Source organism: Streptomyces sp. NPDC059900 (assembly GCF_050270335.1).
In the GTDB taxonomy this organism is placed as follows: domain Bacteria; phylum Actinomycetota; class Actinomycetes; order Streptomycetales; family Streptomycetaceae; genus Streptomyces.
This window is the reverse complement of sequence record NZ_JBNNJZ010000770.1, coordinates 1-3,237: the sequence shown is the minus strand read 5'-3', so window position 1 is coordinate 3,237 and position 3,237 is coordinate 1. Positions and strand designations below refer to the sequence as shown.

Here is a 3,237-nt window from a genome sequence, read left to right as displayed (position 1 = left end):
GGGGGGGGGGGGGGGGGGGGGGGGGGGGGGGGGGGGGGGGGGGCGCGGCCCCCGGCGGGGGGCGGGGCCCCCGGGGGGGGGGGGGGGGGGGGGGCCGCCCCCCCGAGGTCCTGCGGAGGGGACACCCGGCGGTGCGGAGAGCCTGCGGGGGGACGCGTTCCCCGGCCCGGAAGGCCACGCCCCGGGCGCCGATCGCTGAGGTCAGAGCAGCGCTACCCCCGGCCGCGGGCCTACCGCCCCGCCGCGCGCACCAGCGCCGACATGACCCGGAGATCCTCACCCATCTCCGGGTGCCACTGGACCCCGAGGACCCAACCCCCCGAAGGGAGTTCAAGGGCCTCCGGGGTGCCGTCCTCCGCGTGGGCCGATACGACCAGGCCGCGGCCGATGCGGTCCACCGCCTGGTGGTGATAGGCGGGGACGTCCGAAGCAGCGGGGGCGATGGACTCGTACAGGGTGCCCGGCACCGGCTTCACCTCGTGCGTGCCGAACACGCCCACCGTTTCGGCATGCCCCTCCATGTGCTGCACCAGCGTCCCGCCGAGCGCCACGTTCAGGAGCTGCATGCCCCGGCAGATGCCGAGCAGCGGCGTCCGGGACGCCAGGGCCGCCTCGATGAGCGCCAGTTCCCAGGCGTCCCGCTCCCGCGCCGGGGGGCCTGTACGCTCCTCACGCTCCGAGCCGTAACGGACCGGCTCGACATCGGGCCCGCCCGCGATGACCACGCCGTCCAGCCTGGCGACGACCTCGTCCGCGTACGAAGGATCATCCGGCGGAAGCATCGCGGCCAGACCGCCCGCCGCCTGCACGAGCCGCGGGTAGCCGGCGGGCAGGAGCGCGGCGGGCAGCTCCCACACGCCCCAGCTCACCTTCGACTCCAGGTACGTGCTGACACCGATCAGCGGTCGGCCGTTGGTCTCGCTCACCCTCGTCTCCCTCGTGTTCAGCCGCGACATGCTCAGTCGCGTTCCAGTTCCGCCTCCGCGGCGGCCAGCGCCGCGAACTCCTCCTCGGGCGCCCGCGCCACCAGATGCTTGCGGCTGTAGATGCCGAAGTACGCGATCGCCACCACGTATACCGCGAGTGCGATGAGCGCCGCCGTCACGTCCACCAGGAACGTGGCGACCAGCGCCGCACAGGCCAGGACAAGTGCCACGGACGAGGTCAGGATGCCGCCCGGCGTGCGGTAGGGACGTTCCAGGCCCGGCTCCCTGCGGCGCAGCACGATGTGCGAGAGCGACATCAGCGCGTACGAGATGGTCGCGCCGAACACCGCCACGTTCAGCATCCGCGCGCCGTCCCCGGTCGCCGCCGCCAGGCCGAAGCCGATCGCCCCGGGGACCAAAAGGCCCAGGTAGGGGGCCTTGCGGCTGCTCGTGAGGGACAGGAAGCGCGGCAGGTAGCCGGCCCGGGACAGGGCGAACAGCTGGCGCGAGCCCGCGTAGATCAGGGAGAAGAACGATGCCACCAGGCCGGCAAGCCCCGCGTAGTTGACGATGCGGCTCAGCGCCGTCGCCTCACCGCCCGGCTGCAACGCCTCCACCAGCGGGTTGCCCGCGTCCTGGATCGCGTTCGCGCCGCGCGCCCCGGCCGAGGCGAAGAACGTGAGCAGCGCGAGTACGACGAGGATGGCCATGGACCAGCGGATCGCGCGCGGCAGGGTGCGCGCCGGGTCCTTCGTCTCCTCCGCCGCCAGCGGCACACCCTCGACCCCGAGGAAGAACCACATGCCGAACGGGAACGCCGCCCAGATGCCCAACAGGCCCATCGGAAGCCAGGAGTTGGCGCCGAAGGCGTCCGCCTCCACGGGGATGTCGTTCAGCTTCGACGCGTCGAAGTCCATGAACGCGCCGACCGCGAAGACGAGCAGCGCCGCCACCGCGATGCCCGTGACGACGAAGCTGAAGCGCAGCGCCTCGCCCACGCCCCACAGATGGATGCCGATGAAGATCACGAAGCACGCGAGATACACCGGCCAGCCGGAGGTGAGGCCGAAGAGGCCGAGCGACTCGACGTAGTCACCGATGAAGATGGAGATCGCGGCGGGCGCCAGGATGTACTCGATGAGGATCGCCGTGCCGGTGAGGAAGCCGCCCCACGGGCCGAGCGCCCGGCGCGCGAAGCCGTAGCCGCCGCCCGCGGTGGGCAGCACCGACGACAGTTCCGCCAGCGAGAAGACCATGCACGCGTACATCACGCCCATCAGCGCCATGGCGATGCCGAGACCGCCGAACCCGCCCTCCGCGAGGCCGAAGTTCCAGCCCGAGTAGTCGCCGGAGACGACGTAGGCGACGCCGAGCCCGGTGAGCAGCAGCCAGCCCGCGCTGCCCCGGCGCAGCGTCCTGCGTTCCAGATAGTCGTCCGCCGGTTCGGCGGCGCTCGTCTTGGGGGACTCCACGGTCATGGCACGGCTCCTATGCGGCGGGTGACGCGGTGGCGGGGCGGGGCGATCGGGTGACTCAATGGAACGGATCCATACCTTTGTCGTGCCGGGTGCGAGAAAGCAAGACCCCTGCGTAACGCCGCCGTAAATCCCTTGCGCACCCGCCCCTTATGTCAGGAACCCCCGCAGCAGGGCCGCCGTGCCCGCGCAGTGCTCGCGCATCATCTCCCGCGCCCCGTCCGCGTCCCCGTCGAGCACCGCCTCGACCAGGGCGGTGTGCTGGCGCTGCGAATGCTCCAGGTTCCGCACCAGGAGCGGGATGCAGTCCAGGAGGTCGTTGACGCTCGCGCGCACCGCCGCGTACTGCGCGGTGAGCGAGGGCGAACCGCACAGCTCGGCCAGGGTCAGGTGCAGCAGGGTGTCCAGGCGGCGGTACTCGGAGAGGGGCGCCTCGTGGGTGCGGGCGAGCGCCGTGCGAAGCCGCTCGCGCTGCTCCCCGGTCAGGCCGTGCGCCGCGCAGAGCCCGGCCGCGCCCACCTCGAGGACCTCGCGGAACCGCAGCGCGTCCTCCACGTCGACGTCCGCCACGCGCCGCCGCAGCTCGTCCTCGCCGGCCGCCTCGGGGCGCGGGCGCACGAACGTGCCGCCGTACCTGCCCCGCCGGGACTCGACCAGGCCCTGGTCCTGGAGCACCTTCAGGACCTCGCGCAGCGTGACCCGGCTGATGCCGAGGCGGTCGGCCAACTCGCGTTCCGAGGGCAGGCGTTCGCCGCCGGGCACCAGGCCAAGACGTACGACTTGGAGGATCTGCTCCAGGGCCTCCTCGAAGCCGTTGCCCGCCCGTACGGGACGCA

The 3,237-nt window shown here is 72.8% G+C and carries 3 protein-coding genes; all 3 read right to left on the bottom strand.

Annotated features, from left to right (window positions below; all coding sequences use genetic code 11):
• Positions 1-230: 230 nt before the first annotated feature.
• A complete protein-coding gene (locus ACQKIP_RS43635; protein WP_365860101.1) occupies positions 231-956 on the bottom strand; it encodes a gamma-glutamyl-gamma-aminobutyrate hydrolase family protein in 726 nt (241 codons plus the stop codon).
• 2 nt (positions 957-958) lie between these two features.
• The gene (eat, locus tag ACQKIP_RS43630) at positions 959-2,404 is read right to left on the bottom strand and encodes an ethanolamine permease (RefSeq protein WP_365860102.1); all 1,446 of its coding nucleotides are present in this window, start codon (positions 2,402-2,404) and stop codon (positions 959-961) included.
• Positions 2,405-2,551: 147 nt separating this feature from the next.
• Positions 2,552-3,237: FadR/GntR family transcriptional regulator (locus ACQKIP_RS43625; protein ID WP_427745556.1), on the bottom strand; the 686-nt coding region annotated here is incomplete at its 5' end.

What these genes read in the sequence shown, in the direction of transcription:
- eat (WP_365860102.1), bottom strand. Translation starts at nt 2,404, where the DNA reads ATGACCGTGGAGTCCCCCAAGACGAGCGCCGCCGAACCGGCGGACGAC.
- ACQKIP_RS43635 (WP_365860101.1), bottom strand. Translation starts at nt 956, where the DNA reads ATGTCGCGGCTGAACACGAGGGAGACGAGGGTGAGCGAGACCAACGGC.